At 66.2% G+C, this 14,503-nt stretch carries 11 protein-coding genes; 4 read left to right on the top strand and 7 right to left on the bottom strand.

What is annotated here, in order from left to right; translation table 11 throughout:
* Positions 1–118: 118 nt before the first annotated feature.
* The 7 genes from LDO41_RS23140 to LDO41_RS23110 form a co-directional block, all read right to left on the bottom strand.
* Positions 119–2,299, bottom strand: a complete 2,181-nt coding sequence (locus LDO41_RS23140; protein WP_223992460.1) for a TonB-dependent siderophore receptor — start codon at positions 2,297–2,299, stop codon at positions 119–121.
* A 204-nt stretch (positions 2,300–2,503) separates the two neighbouring features.
* Positions 2,504–4,471 (bottom strand): hybrid sensor histidine kinase/response regulator, encoded by a 1,968-nt coding sequence (locus LDO41_RS23135; RefSeq protein WP_223992458.1) that lies wholly within the window; start codon positions 4,469–4,471, stop codon positions 2,504–2,506.
* Complete coding sequence (locus tag LDO41_RS23130; protein WP_223992456.1) at positions 4,461–5,393, bottom strand: sensor histidine kinase; 933 nt, start codon at positions 5,391–5,393, stop codon at positions 4,461–4,463. The genes LDO41_RS23135 and LDO41_RS23130 overlap by 11 nt, the downstream gene beginning before the upstream one ends.
* 2 nt (positions 5,394–5,395) lie before the next feature.
* Positions 5,396–6,388, bottom strand: a complete 993-nt coding sequence (locus LDO41_RS23125) for an ATP-binding SpoIIE family protein phosphatase (protein WP_223992454.1) — start codon at positions 6,386–6,388, stop codon at positions 5,396–5,398.
* 28 nt (positions 6,389–6,416) lie between these two features.
* The gene (locus LDO41_RS23120) at positions 6,417–6,839 is read right to left on the bottom strand and encodes an anti-sigma regulatory factor (protein WP_223992452.1); all 423 of its coding nucleotides are present in this window, start codon (positions 6,837–6,839) and stop codon (positions 6,417–6,419) included.
* Positions 6,836–7,201, bottom strand: coding sequence for an STAS domain-containing protein (locus tag LDO41_RS23115; RefSeq protein ID WP_223992450.1), 366 nt, complete (start codon positions 7,199–7,201; stop codon positions 6,836–6,838). The genes LDO41_RS23120 and LDO41_RS23115 overlap by 4 nt, the downstream gene beginning before the upstream one ends.
* Positions 7,202–7,213: 12 nt before the next feature.
* Positions 7,214–8,065 (bottom strand): STAS domain-containing protein, encoded by an 852-nt coding sequence (locus LDO41_RS23110; protein ID WP_223992448.1) that lies wholly within the window; start codon positions 8,063–8,065, stop codon positions 7,214–7,216.
* Positions 8,066–8,338: 273 nt separating this feature from the next.
* Between LDO41_RS23110 and LDO41_RS23105 the strand changes: the two genes are divergently transcribed.
* The 4 genes from LDO41_RS23105 to pdeM are packed head-to-tail and all read left to right on the top strand — an operon-like array spanning position 8,339 to position 14,488.
* Positions 8,339–9,427 carry a ligase-associated DNA damage response exonuclease gene (locus LDO41_RS23105; RefSeq protein WP_223992446.1) on the top strand — a complete coding sequence of 363 codons (1,089 nt, stop codon included), beginning with the start codon at positions 8,339–8,341 and terminating at the stop codon, positions 9,425–9,427.
* A complete protein-coding gene (locus LDO41_RS23100) occupies positions 9,424–11,109 on the top strand; it encodes an ATP-dependent DNA ligase (protein ID WP_223992444.1) in 1,686 nt (561 codons plus the stop codon). Before LDO41_RS23105 ends, LDO41_RS23100 begins: the two co-directional genes overlap by 4 nt.
* Entirely contained in the window at positions 11,106–13,778 is a 2,673-nt protein-coding gene (locus tag LDO41_RS23095) for a ligase-associated DNA damage response DEXH box helicase (RefSeq protein WP_223992442.1), read from the top strand. Before LDO41_RS23100 ends, LDO41_RS23095 begins: the two co-directional genes overlap by 4 nt.
* On the top strand, positions 13,775–14,488 hold the full coding sequence (gene pdeM / locus LDO41_RS23090) for a ligase-associated DNA damage response endonuclease PdeM (protein WP_223992440.1): 714 nt from the start codon (positions 13,775–13,777) through the stop codon (positions 14,486–14,488). The genes LDO41_RS23095 and pdeM overlap by 4 nt, the downstream gene beginning before the upstream one ends.
* Positions 14,489–14,503 lie beyond the last annotated feature (15 nt).

Genomic DNA, 14,503 nt, shown 5'->3' with positions numbered 1-14,503 from the left:
AGCCCCTCGATGCAGTGGCGATGCCATCAATGTAGGCAGCGATCGTCGGGTTTGCCAGTCGGATTCGTCTGACAGACCTCTCCGCTCACGGAGAGGCCCTCACATCATCGAGATCGCATCAATACGAGATTTTTGCATTGAGGCTGATCGCACGCGGATCGGCCGGTTGCATGTAATCGGCGTACTGGAAGCCCCAATAGCGTTTGTTGGTCAGGTTGGAGAGCACCGCGCGCAGCGTAATGTCGCGGCCCGCCAGACGCGTGGTGTAGCTCGCGCCAGCGTTGAACACCGTATAGCCGCCCAGTGCGATATCCCCGGCCGGGCGCAGCTTGACGCTGCCGGTGTACTTGGCATCCACGCCGATACGCAGGCCCGGCACAAATGGCAGGCGATAGCCCACCGCGCCTGCCAGCACGAAGCTCGGTGCGCCGGCCACGCGGTTGCCGTCGTTCTGAGCCCCGCGCGCGTAGCGTGTACGGAGCGCCATCGCGCTGCCCTTGACGTCCCATTGGCCGATGCGCGTGTAGCCATCGAGTTCCACGCCCTGATAGACCTCCAGACCGTCCTGCGCCATATAGTTGCCCTGGCGGTACTGCGCGCCGCGCTCGAGCCGGAACAACGCGGCGGTGCCGGTCCAGTTGCCCTGTTCCGTCTTGGCGCCGACCTCGTACTGTCTGCTGCGGACCGGGTTGAGTTGCTGGCCGAAGTTGGCGAGGCTCGGGTCCGTCACCTGGGTGCCGGGCTCGAGCGATTCGACGTAGCTGGCGTAGAGCGTGGCGAGCGGGGTCGGCTTGAACATCAGCGCGGCGGTGGGGGAGATCACACCGCTCTTGCTGTAGACGCTTTTGACCGTGCCGCCGCGGTTGTAGCTGTGCTGCGAGAAGTTGGTGTAGCGCACGCCGGCCAGGACCGACCAGCGTTCGGTCAGGTGTACCGTGTCGGAGGCAAAGGCGGCCTTCTGCACGATATCGCTCGCGCGGAACGTCGAGAGGCCGCCGGGCGTGTAGAAGACATTGGTACTCGGCTGGAAGATATTGCCGGTGCCGAGCAGAAACCAGCGACCGGTGCCGCGGCTATAGCGGTTGAGCTGCTTCTGGCCGGACACGCCCGCCACGAACTGGTGCGCGAATGGGCCCGTACGGAACTTGCCTTCGACCATCGCGTCGACATAGTTGAACTGATGGCCCTGAATGCCGTAGTAGCGATAGTCGTCGTAGTTGCCGGCGGCGTCCTGCAGTACGTACGTGGTCTCATTGCGATTGCGCCATTGCTTGGCAAAGCTGTAGCGCGCGCTGACGGTCCAGTCCGGATTCAGCGCATAGCGCAGACCGGTCGTATATAGCTGCAGGTTGGTGTAGAGATGCTGGTCCGGTCCGGCAAACACACCGGCGCGGCCGCTGACGAAACCCGGCAACTGCTTGCCCTTGATGGCGTAGGTGGCGAACGTCGGCGTCTGCCCCCATGCATTGCGATCCTGATAGATGCCATCGAACGTCCAGGTAAGCGCGCGCGTGAGGCGCGCCTCGAGGCCGAGCGACACCGCGTTGCGGTTCAGGCCAACGGCGTTGGAGGGTTTGCCTTCCTCGTGCGTGAGGTTCAGCCGATAGCCGAACATGCCGTCGCGACCCGCGCGTCCGCCGATATCGATGTGCTCGCCCCACGCATGCCCGCTGCGATAGCCGAGGTCGATGCTGGCGAAAAACTGTTCCGGCGGCTTCTTCGTGACGTAGTTGAGAGTGCCACCCGGCGTGGCAAAGCCGTACATGAATGCCGACGGCCCCTTGAGCAGCTCCACCTGCTCGAGTTGCTCGTAGGGCAGCGTGTTGCCATATCCGACATACGGCATGCCGTTGATCTTGAACGAACGCTGCCAGTCGAGCGGCACGCCGCGCACGGTCAGGTACGCGTTCCATGCGCTGTTGGCGTTGCTGTTGTCGGTGACCGAGGCATCGAGCGCGAAAATATCGCCGAGCTTGGTGACCTGACGATCGGCGAGATCTTCACCGCTGACGATCGTTGTCGAATACGGTGTGTCGAGCTGCGCGCGGGCGCCGAGCGCACCGTTGGCGAAGGGCTTCTCCAGTTGCTGGCCTCTGGGGTCGGCCGCGGCGAGCGACGCACCGGTGATGGTGACTGGGGAGAGCGTGCCGGTATGGGGTAGCGCGGCGGGTGTCTGGGCGAGGGCGGTGCCGCATAGCGGGAAGCCGGTCACCACGGCAAGGCGGGCCAGTGCGGCGAGTGGGCGCAGGCGGCTGCCTGGCGCGGGTTGTGCGGGTTGGGTTGGCAAGCTGGATGTCATGTTTCGTTGGCTCATGCGAATGATTCGCGTTTAAGAACCAACAAATGGTGCCCATCCAGCTACCGCAGCGAAATAAGAGATCTACGAAATTTATCGCGTAAATACGCTAATTCGTTGTCAGATTTCGCTCAAATAACGTCAATTTCTCGGATATTTCTCTTTAAGCAGTCGGAGTCTTCTGCTCAGCCACGGGTTAATTGGCAATTAACGGCCAGTGCCGAGCGTCGCCTCTATCGCGTTCAGGAGGTCCTGCAACCGCAGCGGTTTGCCGCAAACCGCGTCAAAGCCAGACTCCAGCGCTACGCGGCGGTCCTGCTGGCGCGTGAAGGCGGTCAGCGCGATGGCCGGCACGCGCGCGAGCGACTCCATGGTTTCGCGGATGCGGATATCGCGGATGAGGTCGTTACCGTCACGACCCGGTAATCCGATATCACTGATGACGAGATCGGGCGTGGCCTGTTGCATCTGCGCCAGCGCTTCGTCGCAGTCGCGCGCGCATCGCACGCGTGCACCGTAGCCGGCGAGAATCGCCGATAGCGCCCCGGCGGCATCGGCATCGTCCTCGACCACGAGGATATCGAGCGCATTGAGCGGGACCGACTGCTGCGTGACCGCGGGCTGGCCGCGTGCGGCGTCGCCGTCCGCCGCGGTGTCCCGGAGCGGGATCGAGACCTCGAATGTCGAGCCCTGATTCTCGCCAGCGCTGCGGGCCAGCACCGAGCCACCATGCATTTCGGCCAGATGCTTGACGATGGCCAGGCCGAGCCCGAGGCCACCATGCTTGCGGCGATTGGTGTCATCGCTCTGCGTGAAGCGGTCGAACAGTAGCGGCAGGAATTCGGCCGAGATGCCGCGACCCTGATCGACGACGGCGATCTGCAGCGCGTCGGCATCGGAGCGCGCGACGATACGCACGATGCCGCCCTCGGGCGAGAATTTGATGGCGTTGGACAGCAGGTTCCAGAGGATCTGCTGGAAGCGCGCGGCATCGATCCACGCCTCGGTGGCAAGGCTAGGGGAGAAGTCGAGCTCGATCGTCACGCGGCGTTCCAGCGCGGCGGCTTGCATGCTTTCCAGCGCATTGCGGACGACTTCCGCGGGATTGGTCCGCTCGCGTTCGAGCTTCATCTTGCCGACGTTGAGCATCGACACATCGACGAGATCCGCCACCAGACGCCGTTGAATGGCGATATTGCGCTCCACCGCCGCCAGTCCGCGGCGGCCTTCGTCGGAGTCGATATGGCGGCCGAGCACGTGGGTCCACACCGAGATGACGTTGAGCGGATTGCGCAGTTCGTGCGAGAGGATCGCGATAAAGTCGTCCTTCATGCGATTGAGCCGCTCGACCGCGGCCCGCGCGGCCTGCTCGCGTTCGATCAACTGCTCGCGCTGCTGTTCGAGGTTGACGCGATCGGTGATATTGGAGGCGACGGCAACCTTGACGCCGGTCTCGAGTACCGCCGAGATGCTCCACTCGAAGAACGTCAGCTCGCCTTCGGCATCGAGCAGCGGGAACGCGCCTTGCCAGCCGTCGATGGCATGGGGGCCGGTGGCTTCTTCCACGCGGTCGTGCCAGGCTGGCGGCGCGAACGATGCGAGCGGTTGCCCGATCAATTCCTCGGGCGGCCGGCGCAGCACGCGCTGCATGGCCGGATTGACATCGACGAAGCGGCCATCGAGGTCGATCGTGCAGATGCCGCCGATGGCCTGGTGATAGATCGCGCGGAAGCGCGACTCGGACTCGCGCATCGAGCGTTCCGCGGCGCTCGCGCGCAGCAGCGACGAGATCGTGGCGACCAGCACGGCGGGCTCGGCGGGGTGGATCAGGTAGGCGCTGGCGCCAGCATCGAGGCCGCGCACCTTGTCGTAGTCCTGCACGTACGTCGCTGACAGATGCACCACGGGCACGGTCGAGGTATCCGGCCGGCCGCGTAGTGTGCGGCAAACCTGGAAGCCATCGATATCAGGCAGGTTGACATCGAGCACGATCGCGGAGACCGTCACGTCGGCGCGCTGCAGCGCTTCCTGGCCGCTTTCGGCCTCGATGGTGCGGAAGCCCGCGGCCGACAACGTGCGGACCGTGGCATAGCGCGTCACGGGATTGTCGTCGACGACCAGCACCAGCGGTGGCATACCGCCCGCGGTCAGCGGGAGCACCGGATCATTGTCCATGGCCGTTTCCATTTACGGTACTGCCGGCTTTGCTATCCGGGGCGCCAGCAGACGAGACATTGGGAGGGGCGCCATATGTGACCGGCAGGGTGACGTAGAAACGCGAGCCGACGCCGACTTCGCTTTCGAAGCCGACGCTGCCACCCAGCACTTCGGCCAGCCGCTTGCTGAGCGCCAGCCCGAGGCCCGAGCCACGATAGCGCCGTTGCAGCGGGGAATCGATCTGCACGAAGTCCTGAAACACCGCGTCGTGCGCCTCGGCGGGGATACCAATGCCGGTGTCGCGCACCGAGAACGTGATGGTCGCGGGATCGTCGCTGTGGGCGGACACGCGAACCTCGCCGCCCGGCGTGAACTTGAGCGCGTTGGAGATAAAGTTGCGCAGGATGTGCGACACCTTGCGGTCGTCGCTGAACAGCTTCGGGATGTCGTGCGGTTCTTCGAAAATCAGCGACAGTTCGGGATTGGTCAGCACCGGCTTGAACATGCCGCGCAGCGCATCGAACAGCGCGACCATATCGAACCATGCCGGCGACACGTCCACGCGGCCTGCTTCCAGCCGTGCGAGGTCGAGCAGGTCGTTGACCATCTCGGCGAACTCGGCGGCGGTATCGCGCACGAACGTGACCTGGCGTTCCTGCTCCGAGGTGAGCGGGCCGTCCACGCGGTCGATCAGCAGGCGCGTAATGCTCTGGATCGCTACGATCGGCGTGCGAAACTCGTGGCTCATATAGGCCAGGAACCGGCTCTTGAGCTCGGTGGCCTGACGCAGCTGTTCGGCCTGCACATCGAGTTCCGAGTACAGCGCGAGTACACCGCGATTGGTCTCTTCGAGCTCCGCGCGCAAGGACTCCAGTTCCAGCGTGCGCGCCTCGAGTGTAGCTCGGAGAGTGGCGACGTCGTCGTTGTCGTGTTCGGCCATGTTCAGGTCTCCGCGCGGCGGATTACCACCACGGTGGCATCGTCGCGGCCGCGGCAGAATTTCCAGATGACGAAGGCGGCCACGAGGGCCGGATCCCGTTGCAGCAGACTGGGTTCATCGAGCTGCCAGCGCGACTGCACGCCGTCCGAGAAAAGCAGCAGCAGCGCATGCGCCGGCCACTCGATCTCCTGCTCCTGCACGTTGGTGCGCAACTGCACGCCAGCGGTGCCGTTCTGGGTCAGCAGCGTGCGATCGGTTACACCGGAGAGAATACGCCCGATCACGTTGCCCGCGCCGGCAAATCGGATGCGACCGGCCTCCGCGTCGAGCCGGGCCATCGCGATGGCGGCGCCGCGCGTGCCGCGCAGGGCTTTGTGCGCATGTTCGATAAAGCGGTCGGCACCGGGCGGTCGCGGTTGGTCGAAGGCATGCAGTGCGGCATCCGCGGCGGCGGCGGCGTCCGGCCCGTGACCCAGGCCGTCGGCGACCATGACCTCGGCCGTGCCGCCATTGATGGACACGCTCCAGCCATCGCCGCTGACGCGCTCGCCCGGTGCGGCCAGGCAGATCGCACCGACCGCAAAGCCGGGGAGGCGCCGCGCGCCGCCGCGGCTGTCGCGTTCGCGATAGAAGCGGGCGAGGATCAGGGTGCCTTCACCCGCCCGCGAATGGATATCGAAATCGTCGGCCATGCGCTGCATCGCGCCAAGCCCCTGACCCGCGCTGCCGGCGGTGGAATGGCCGTCGCGCATGCTGGTCTGGATATCGGCGATGCCGGGCCCCTGGTCCATCGAAATCAGTTCGATGGCCACGCCGTCGCCGATCGTGCGCGCGCCAATCAGCAGACGTCCGCCTACCGCGTGGCGCAGCAGGTTGTTGCCCAGTTCGTTGACCACCACGGCGAGCCGACCGGACTGGATCGCGTCGAATCCAAGCCGCGCGGCCACGTCCGCAGCCAACCGACGCGCTTCGCCGACGCGGCTGGGATCTCCCATCGGAATCGCGATATGCGGCCCGTGGGTGCTATTTCCACCGAGTGATGCTGACACAGGTTCCCTCGCCAACGTTGGTACGGATGGCGAACTCATTCACCAATCGCTTGCTGCCCGACAGCCCCATGCCTAGCCCACTGCCGGTGGTCCAGCCATCGACCAGCGCCTGCTCGACATCGGGAATGCCGGGCCCCTTATCCTCGAAATCCAGACGCAGGCCCCGGCGCCCCACGTCGTCGATGACCAGCCATCGCATCTCGCCACCGCGCCCGTAGACCACGGTGTTGCGCGCGAGCTCGCTGGCGGCGGTGATCATCTTGGTCTGCTCGACCAGCGAGAACTTGAGGCCTACCGACAGGGTGCGCACGATCGCGCGTGCCTGCACGATGTCGCGCTCGTCGCGTAGCGGCGTGCTGCCCGTTGGCGCCAGCGTTGCGCTCGGTTGTAGGCTCATGGCAATTGATCCCGCGCGGCCTCTAGCATGACCATGCCGCGCTCCACATTGAGGGCGGTGCGCACACCGGTAAGCGACAGCCCGAGCTCCACCAGTGTGATGGCCACTGCGGGCTGAATGCCCACCACCACGGTATCCGCGCCGAGAATGCGTGCGATACCCGAGATGCTGACCAGCATGCGGCCGATAAACGAGTCCACCATCTCGAGCGCGGAGACGTCGATCAGCACGCCGTGCGCGCCGGTCTTCTCGATCTTGCCGGCAAGGTCTTCCTGCAACTGCAGCGCGGTCTGATCCTGCATGTCGATCTGGATCGTGACCAGCAGGAACTTGCCCATGCGCAGGATTGGAATACGTTCCATGACGGTTCTCGCTTAGCTGGTGCGGCGCGTGACCACATGGCCGGTCCGGCGCATCGCGTCGGCGAGGGCGTCGGCCAGCGTGGCCTTGGTCTGAATGCCCTGCAGATCGATGCCCAGATGCACGATGGTCTGCGCGATCTGCGGACGAATACCGCTGATGATGGATTCCGCGCCCATCAGGCGGATCGCGGTGACAGTCTTCATCAGATGCTGTGCCACCAGTGTGTCGACGGTCGGCACGCCGGTGATGTCGATAATCGCGAGCTCGGAGCCGGTTTCCACCAGACGCTCGAGCAACGTCTCCATGACGATCTGCGCGCGGCTGCTGTCGAGCGTGCCGATCACGGGCACCGCGAGCACGCCTTCCCACAGCTTGATGACCGGCGTGGACAGTTCCAGCAGTTCATGCTGCTGGCGCGAGATGATGTCCTCGCGCGTGCGCTGGTAGACAGACAGGGTCCACTGCGCCATGCGATCGACGATCGCCGACGCGGCCCACAGCACTTCGATCTGCGCGTCCACATCGCCGCGATGGCGCTGCAGTCCATCGAAGATCGGGCGCTTGATGGCCAGCACGAAGGCGCTGGTCACATCGGCGGTTTCGCCTTGCGCGGCGCGCGATTGTGATAGCTGGCCGAGCGTGTCGCGCAAGGCCGTCCATCGTGTGCTGTCGAAGTCGGCGGCGCTGCCATCGGCGCGTACACCCGCCTCCAGGCCCTTGAGAATGGCGGCCTGTTCGGCGGCCAATGCCTGGCTGATGCCGCGGCCGCCCGCGCTGGCGTGATATTCGGCGGTCCAGCTCTTGAGGATGGCGTCCTGGTCGTCGCGTAGCAGGTCGGCGAGTCGCTGGTTTTCTTGTCGCATTGGATGTAGGGATCTGAATTGGGCAGGGCCGGCGCACGCCGCGGGAATGCGGGGCGTCGGGCGGGACCACGGAATTCGCAAAATCATTCTAGGTGGGATTGATAGTTCACACTATCGGCCTCCGGCTGATTGACGGCAGAAGCGATTTCGGCGTAATTCGCTTCGATGTGATTTACGCGGCATATTGTGGGAATGCGCCGACACGACGAAAAGATCGTGTCGTCTGGACCCGGCAGGGGGCGGCGCCACAATGTCACTGCAAGGAGGGCCACTATGCAGAGCATCGATCCGCAAGATCTGATCGTGGCGCGGCCCGAGGGTCTGTATTGCCCGCCGGGCGATTTCTATATCGACCCGTGGCGGCCGGTGTCGCACGCGGTGATTACCCACGCCCACTCCGACCATGCGCGCATCGGCCATGGGCATTACCTGTGCGCGGAACCCGGACGCGGCTTGTTGCTGGCGCGGCTGCCGGGCATCACGCTCGACACGTTGCCGTATGGCGAGCGCATCGTGCATCGCGGCGTGACGCTGAGTCTGCATCCGGCTGGACACGTGCTGGGCTCCGCGCAGGTGCGTCTCGAGCATGGCGGACGCGTGTGGGTGGCCTCGGGCGACTACAAGGTTGAGGACGATGGCACATGCGCGCCGTTCGAGCCGGTGCGGTGCGATACGTTTATTACCGAGAGCACGTTCGGGTTGCCGATCTATCGCTGGCCCACGCAGGCCACGCTGATGGCCGAGATCTTCGATTGGTGGTGCGTCAATGCCGCTGCGGGGCGCGCGAGCGTGGTGTATGCGTACGCATTTGGCAAGGCGCAGCGCATTCTGTCTGGATTGATGCGGCATGCAGGTGCGACTTTGGCGCTGTCGGGGGCGTTGCCGGGACCGATCGTCGGGCATGGCGCGTTGACGTCGTTGAATCAGGCATATCGTGAGGCGGGCGTTGAATTGCCGCCAGTTATGCTGGCGACCGATCTGCCTGCGCGTAGTCCCGCGCTGCGACGGGCGCTGATCGTGGCGCCGCCATCGGCGCAGGGGTCGCCGTGGCTGCGGCGCTTTGGCGATGCGTCCGATGCGTTTGCCAGTGGGTGGATGCAGCTGCGTGGCACGCGGCGCCGGCGTGGGGTCGATCGCGGCTTTGCGTTGTCCGATCATGCGGACTGGCCCGGGCTGCTGTCGGCGATCTCGGCCACCGGCGCGGAGCGTGTGATCGTGACGCATGGCAATGTGCCGGTGATGGTGCGGTATCTATCGGAGCGGGGCTGGCGCGCACAGGCGTTCGAGACGGCTTATGGCGAGGAGGAAGATGCCGACGCACAGGCGGTGGCGGACACCGACCCCGAGGGGCGTGCAACATGAAGGCGTTCGCCGATCTCTATGCCGCGCTCGACGGCACTACGTCAAGCAACGCCAAGCTCGCCGCGCTGGTCGAGTATCTGCGTCATGCGCCCCCCCGCGATGCGGCATGGGCGGTGTTCTTCCTCGCGGGCGGCAAGCCGCGTCAGATCGTGCCGGTGGCGATGTTGCGCGAGGTTGCGCAGCGCGCCGCGGGATTGCCCGAGTGGCTGTTCGAGGAAAGCTATCAGGCCGTGGGCGATCTCGCCGAAACCATCGCGCTGCTACTGCCGGAGCCGATTCAGGCTGACGAGGCGGGGCTGGCCGAATGGGTCGAGCAACGCGTGCTGCCATTGCGCGGTCTGCCACCCGACGAGGTGATGCAGCGGCTCGACGCACTGTGGCGACCGCTCGATGCACGCGGCCGGCTGGTGCTGTTCAAGCTGATTACCGGCAGTTTCCGCGTGGGCGTATCGCGGCTGCTGGTGACGCGCGCGCTCGGCGCGGTGGCCGACATCGATCCGAAGCGCGTGGCCGAGCGCATGGTCGGCTATACCGATCTGTCCGCGCGTCCCGATGCGGCACGCTTTCTGGCGCTGGTTTCCACCGGTGAGGATGACAGCGTCACGCGCGGCGGCCAGCCGTATCCGTTCTTCCTCGCGCATCCGTTGCAGGCGCCCGTCGATACATTCGACGCGGAGCTCGGCGACCCCGCGCGGTGGCTCGTCGAATGGAAATGGGATGGCATTCGCGCGCAGCTGGTGCGAAGGCAAGGAGATACCTGGCTATGGTCGCGCGGCGAGGAACTGATTACCGAGCGCTTCCCCGAACTGGCCGAGGCCGCCGCGTTGCTGCCCGACGGTACGGTGCTCGACGGCGAGATCGTGATCTGGAAAGACCGGCGCGTACAGCCGTTTGCGCTGTTGCAGCAGCGCATTGGCCGCAAGACGCTTGGCGCGAAACTGCTGCGCGATGCGCCCGCGATCCTGATGGCCTACGACCTGCTCGAATGGCAGGGTGAGGACTGGCGCGCGCGGCCGCAGGCCGAACGTCGCGCGCAACTTGAACGCATACTCGAAGCCACCGTGCATCCCGCGCTGGAGCTGAGTCCGCGCGTGGAGGCGGACAGCTGGGCCGCGTTCGCGTCGCTGCGCGAGGCCTCGCGCGAGATGGGCGTGGAAGGTTTTATGCTCAAGGCAGCCGATGCCGCGTACGGCGCGGGCCGCACACGCGACGTTGGGATCTGGTGGAAATGGAAGATCGATCCGTACACCGTGGACGCGGTGCTGATCTACGCGCAGCGCGGCCACGGTCGGCGCGCGAGTCTATATACGGATTACACGTTTGCGGTGTGGAACGGCCCGCCCGGCATGCCCGAGCGGGCGCTGGTGCCGTTTGCCAAGGCCTACTCGGGGCTGACCGACGAGGAGATGCGCAAGGTCGACGCGATTGTGCGGCGTACCACGGTCGAGAAATTCGGCCCGGTGCGCAGCGTGGAGCCGACGCAGGTGTTCGAGCTCGGCTTTGAAGGCATTGCCCGTAGCACGCGGCACAAGAGCGGCATTGCGGTGCGCTTTCCACGCATGTTGCGCTGGCGCACCGACAAGCCGATCGAAGAGGCCGATACGCTGGCGACGCTCGAAGACATGCTGCGCGCGTCCGACGTCGGTGTCACGGACGCCACGCCGCAAGAGGATCCCGCATGAGCGCGGCAAGGAGTGGTGCGAGCCGCGCCGCGCCCGCGCAGGACGCGCTGGAAGCGCGCCTGGTCGAATGGTTCGCGTCGCGCGGGTGGACGCCGTTCCCGTTCCAGCGCGAAGTCTGGGACGCCGTGCGCGCCGGACAAAGCGGCCTGCTGCATGCCACCACCGGCACCGGCAAGACCTACGCTGCATGGCTCGGCGCGCTGCTCGCGTTCGCCTCTACCGAAAAGGAGGCCGCGCCGCTTACGGTGCTGTGGCTCACGCCCATGCGGGCATTGGCCGCCGACACCACACGCGCGCTGCAGGCGCCGCTGGCCGAGCTCGGCGTGAACTGGACCGTCGCGCTGCGCACCGGCGACACCGGCAGCAGCGAGCGCGCCGCGCAGGCGCGTCGGCTGCCGAGCGCGCTTGTGACCACGCCCGAAAGCCTGTCGTTGATGCTCACGCGCGCCGATGCGCGGCAGACGCTCGGGCGCGTGCGGTTGGTGGTCGTCGATGAATGGCACGAGCTGATTGGCAACAAGCGCGGCGTGCAAACGCAGCTCGCGCTTGCGCGCCTGCATCAGTGGCAGCCCGAACTGCGTGTGTGGGGACTCTCGGCCACGCTCGGCAACATCGAGCATGCCAGCGATGTGTTGCTGGCCGGCGTGCCCGCGGCAAAGCGCGTGCGTGTGCAGGGACACGCCCCGAAAGCGCTGACCATCGACACGCTGCTGCCAGACCATGCCGGCCGCTTTCCATGGGCCGGGCATCTGGGTCTGTCCATGCTGCCGCATGTCGTGCGCGAGCTCGATGAAAGCAGCACCACGCTGGTTTTTCTCAACACGCGCTCGCAGGCGGAGCTGTGGTACCAGGCGCTGCTCGATGCGCGGCCCGAATGGGCGGGGCAGATCGCCCTGCATCACGGCTCGCTTGACCGCGCCACACGCGAATGGGTCGAACTCAACCTCAAGCAGGGCGCGTTGCGCGCGGTGGTCTGCACGTCGAGCCTCGACCTCGGCGTGGACTTTCTGCCCGTGGAGCGCGTGCTGCAGGTGGGCTCGCCCAAGGGCGTGGCGCGGCTGTTGCAGCGTGCCGGCCGCTCCGGCCACGCACCCGGCCGCACGTCACGCGTGACAGTGGTGCCGACCCACAGTCTGGAGCTCGTCGAGTCGCTGGCCGCGCGGCATGCGGTGGCGGCGCGCCGCATCGAGGCGCGCGAGTCCCCGGACCAGCCGCTCGACGTACTGGTCCAGCATCTGGTGACGGTCGCGCTGGGCGGCGGGTTCCGTGCCGACGAATTGTTGCGCGAGGTGCGGACCACATGGGCCTATCGAGACCTCGGCGATGACGAGTGGCAATGGTGCCTGGACTTCGTGCGGCAGGGCGGCAAGACACTGACGGCCTACCCCGACTACCGGCGCGCGCAGCCGGACGAGGAGGGCATCTGGCGCGTGCCCGACGCGCGCCTTGCGCGACGTCATCGCATGAGCGTGGGCACGATCGTCAGCGATGCGACCATGCAGGTCCGCTATTGGTCGCGTGCGGGCTCGGGCGGTGCATCGCTGGGCTCCGTGGAAGAAGGTTTTATCGCGCGGCTCGCGCCTGGTGATTGTTTTCTGTTTAGCGGCCGGCTGCTTGAACTTGTGCGGGTGCAGGAGATGACGGCCTACGTAAGGCGTGCGAGCGGCCGCAAGCCGGTGGTACCGCGCTGGAATGGCGGGCGCATGCCGCTCTCGACGGAACTGGCGGAAACCATGCTCGATATGCTCGAGGCCGTCGCGCAAAAACGGCTGGATCCGCGCACGACGCCGGAGTTGCCGCTGATCGAGCCAATCGTCGATCTGCAGGCGCGCTGGTCGGCGGTGCCGACGCGCCATGCATTGCTGGCCGAGACCCTGCATTCGCGCGAGGGGTGGCACCTGTTTTTGTATCCGTTTGCCGGCCGCTCGGTGCATCTCGGGCTTGGCAGTCTGCTGGCATGGCGGCTCGGGCAGAAGCTGCCGGCGACATTCTCGGTGGCGGTCAACGACTATGGGCTGGAGTTGCTGACGCCGTCGGAGATCGACTGGGGGCGTTGGCTACCGGAGGTGCTGGCCGAGGAGGGCCATCGCGATCTGGCGGCCGATGTGCTGGCCAGTCTCAATGCGGGAGAACTGTCGCTGCGGCGCTTCCGCGAGATTGCACGCGTGGCGGGGCTGATTTTTCAGGGGTATCCGGGCGAGGCGCGCAGCGCGCGGCAGTTGCAGGCGTCGTCGAGTCTGTTCTATCAGGTATTTCGTCAGCACGATCCCGACAATCTGCTGCTGGGGCAGGCGGAACGTGAGGTGTTGATGCAGGAGCTGGATGCCCATCGGCTTGGCGCGACGCTGGCGCGGCTGGCGGCGTTGCCCTTGGATCTGCGCGTACTGAAACGTCCCTCGCCGTTTGCGTTTCCGCTGGTGGTGGAGTTTCTGCGCGAGAAGCTGAGCACGGAGAAGCTCGCGGACCGCATCGCGCGCATGCTGGCGGAACTCGAGCGCGCGGCGGGGCCAGCGGACGATGCGCCCGGGGACGCCAATGAGGTGGCCACTGAGGTTGCCACTAAGGTGGCCACGATCGCGCGCTTCGGTATGAGCGATCATGCCGGCAGCGCCGCACCGCGCAAGCCGAGGCGCGCTCGCAAGCCATCCAAACCGTTGCCGCTGCTATGAACGACGACGCCAACCAACTTATCGCAGCCGGCGCGGTAGCGGCCAACGTGGCCGGCGAAACGCTCTGGCTGCTGCCGGAGCACGCCATTTGGTGGCCCGCGCGGCAGATGCTGCTGGTGGCGGACGTCCATATCGGCAAGGCCGCATCGTTCCGCGCGCTGGGCCAGCCGGTGCCGCCCGGTACCACGGCCAGCAACCTCGCGCGGCTGCGCGCGCTGGTCATGCGTCATGGCGCGCGCGAACTGGTGATCCTCGGCGATTTTCTGCATGCGCGGGCGGCGCGTACCGCGGCGGTGCTCGTAGCACTGCACGACTGGCGTCGCGCGTTGCCAGCCGAGTTGCGGATCACGTTGGTGCGCGGCAATCACGATCTGCACGCGGGCGATCCACCGCCGGAACTGCATATCGCGGTTACGCCCGAGCCGTGGATAGTGGGGCCATTCGCGCTATGTCATGCGCCGGGGAGCTCCGACCTCGGCTACGTGCTGGCGGGCCACCTGCATCCGGCGTTCCAATTGCGCGGCCGCGGCGCCGACGCGGTGCGGCTGCCGTGTTTCGTGCTGGGCGAACAGGGCGCGATCCTGCCGGCGTTCGGGGCGTTTACCGGCCACGCGACGGTGCGCGCCGCGCCTGCGGAGCGTGTCTATGTGATTGGAGATGGCCGAGTGTGGCCAGTGACGCCATCAGTCCGCGGCGGCGTGCAAGTTTGACCGGCAGCGGGAAAA

The sequence above is a fragment of the Cupriavidus pampae genome, from assembly GCF_914271485.1.
Classification (GTDB): Bacteria; Pseudomonadota; Gammaproteobacteria; order Burkholderiales; family Burkholderiaceae; genus Cupriavidus; species Cupriavidus pampae.
This window is presented reverse-complemented; position numbering and strand designations above follow the sequence as displayed.

Bases quoted from the DNA above. Each gene is read 5' to 3' on its own strand.
- LDO41_RS23120 (WP_223992452.1), bottom strand. From the start codon at position 6,839: ATGAGCCTACAACCGAGCGCAACGCTGGCGCCAACGGGCAGCACGCCG.
- LDO41_RS23110 (WP_223992448.1), bottom strand. From the start codon at position 8,065: ATGCGACAAGAAAACCAGCGACTCGCCGACCTGCTACGCGACGACCAG.
- LDO41_RS23105 (WP_223992446.1), top strand. From the start codon at position 8,339: ATGCAGAGCATCGATCCGCAAGATCTGATCGTGGCGCGGCCCGAGGGT.
- LDO41_RS23135 (WP_223992458.1), bottom strand. From the start codon at position 4,471: ATGGACAATGATCCGGTGCTCCCGCTGACCGCGGGCGGTATGCCACCG.
- LDO41_RS23140 (WP_223992460.1), bottom strand. From the start codon at position 2,299: ATGACATCCAGCTTGCCAACCCAACCCGCACAACCCGCGCCAGGCAGC.
- LDO41_RS23095 (WP_223992442.1), top strand. From the start codon at position 11,106: ATGAGCGCGGCAAGGAGTGGTGCGAGCCGCGCCGCGCCCGCGCAGGAC.
- pdeM (WP_223992440.1), top strand. From the start codon at position 13,775: ATGAACGACGACGCCAACCAACTTATCGCAGCCGGCGCGGTAGCGGCC.
- LDO41_RS23130 (WP_223992456.1), bottom strand. From the start codon at position 5,393: ATGGCCGAACACGACAACGACGACGTCGCCACTCTCCGAGCTACACTC.
- LDO41_RS23115 (WP_223992450.1), bottom strand. From the start codon at position 7,201: ATGGAACGTATTCCAATCCTGCGCATGGGCAAGTTCCTGCTGGTCACG.
- LDO41_RS23125 (WP_223992454.1), bottom strand. From the start codon at position 6,388: ATGGGAGATCCCAGCCGCGTCGGCGAAGCGCGTCGGTTGGCTGCGGAC.
- LDO41_RS23100 (WP_223992444.1), top strand. From the start codon at position 9,424: ATGAAGGCGTTCGCCGATCTCTATGCCGCGCTCGACGGCACTACGTCA.